Source organism: Roseateles sp. FW305-36, from assembly GCF_058787015.1.
In genome coordinates, this window is record NZ_JBYSZK010000046.1 from 1 (window position 1) to 1,229 (window position 1,229).

The window sequence follows — 1,229 nt, forward strand, 5'->3', positions numbered from 1 at the left end:
GGCGGATTCAACCAGTCGACGCAACACACTGACCCCTGCTCAGGCAGAAGGAGTGTTGCAAATGAAATACCGGACACGAACGTACTACACGGCCACGCAGAAGGCATTGATGTGGGAGCGTTGGAAAGACGGCTGGACGCTTCATGAGATCGGCAAGCTGTTTGACCGTGGGCACACATCGATCCAGAAGATCCTGTCGGCCAGCGGCGGCATTCGACCGCCCGAGCGCCGCCGCTGCGCAGGTGCGCTGACTCTGGCAGAAAGAGAAGAGATTTCGCGGGCGCTGACAGGTGGCCAATCGATGCGTTCGATTGCTGCCCGACTCGGAAGGGCTCCGTCGACGATCAGCCGGGAGATCGGACGCAACGGCGGCCAGAACGACTATCGCGCGACCCTGGCTGACCAAGCGGCATGGGAGCGCGCTCTTCGCCCCAAGCTCTGCAAATTGACCAAGAACCGGGGTCTGGCCGGGATCGTGGCGGACTTGCTTCGGATGCTGTGGTCACCAGAGCAAATCGCGGGCTGGCTCAAGCATACTTACCCGAACGATCAGCGCCTTCACGTGTCACACGAGACGATCTACCGCAGCCTGTTCATTCAAGCGCGTGGCGCCTTGAAGAAGGAACTGCTGGAGCACCTGCGGCGCACGCGCGGCATGCGCCGCTCTCGCTCCTACACGCAGAAGACTGCGATCCACGGCCAGATCGTCGACGCGGTGTCGATCAGCGAGCGGCCCGCGTCAGCCGAAGACCGGGCGGTGCCTGGTCATTGGGAAGGAGACCTGGTCTTCGGCAGCGGCAACAGCCAGATCGCGACGCTGGTCGAGCGCCAGACGAGATACGTGATGCTGGTGAAGTTGGACGGCAAGGACTCGCAGACGGTCGTGAACGCGCTCATCAAGCATGCTCGCAAGCTGCCGCAGGAACTCTACAAATCCCTCACCTGGGACCGAGGCACCGAGATGCATGGGCACAAGCGATTCACCATGGCCACCGACATCCAGGTCTACTTCTGTGATCCTCAAAGCCCTTGGCAACGGGGCAGCAACGAGAACACCAATGGGTTGCTCAGGCAGTACCTGCCCAAGGGCATCGACATCTCCGGCTACTCGCAGCTACAGCTCAACGCGATCGCCAGACAATTGAATGAGAGGCCGCGCAAGACGCTCGGCTTCCAGACGCCCGCTGAGAGATTCAGCGCATGTGTTGCGATGACCGGTTGAATCCGCC

1 protein-coding gene is annotated in these 1,229 nt (G+C 61.4%); it reads left to right on the top strand.

What is annotated here, in order from left to right; all coding sequences use genetic code 11:
* Positions 1-61: 61 nt before the first annotated feature.
* On the top strand, positions 62-1,222 hold the full coding sequence (locus AC3WOE_RS30460; protein ID WP_492696293.1) for an IS30 family transposase: 1,161 nt from the start codon (positions 62-64) through the stop codon (positions 1,220-1,222).
* Positions 1,223-1,229 lie beyond the last annotated feature (7 nt).

Coding starts and splice junctions, on each gene's coding strand:
- AC3WOE_RS30460 (WP_492696293.1), top strand. CDS start 62: ATGAAATACCGGACACGAACGTACTACACGGCCACGCAGAAGGCATTG.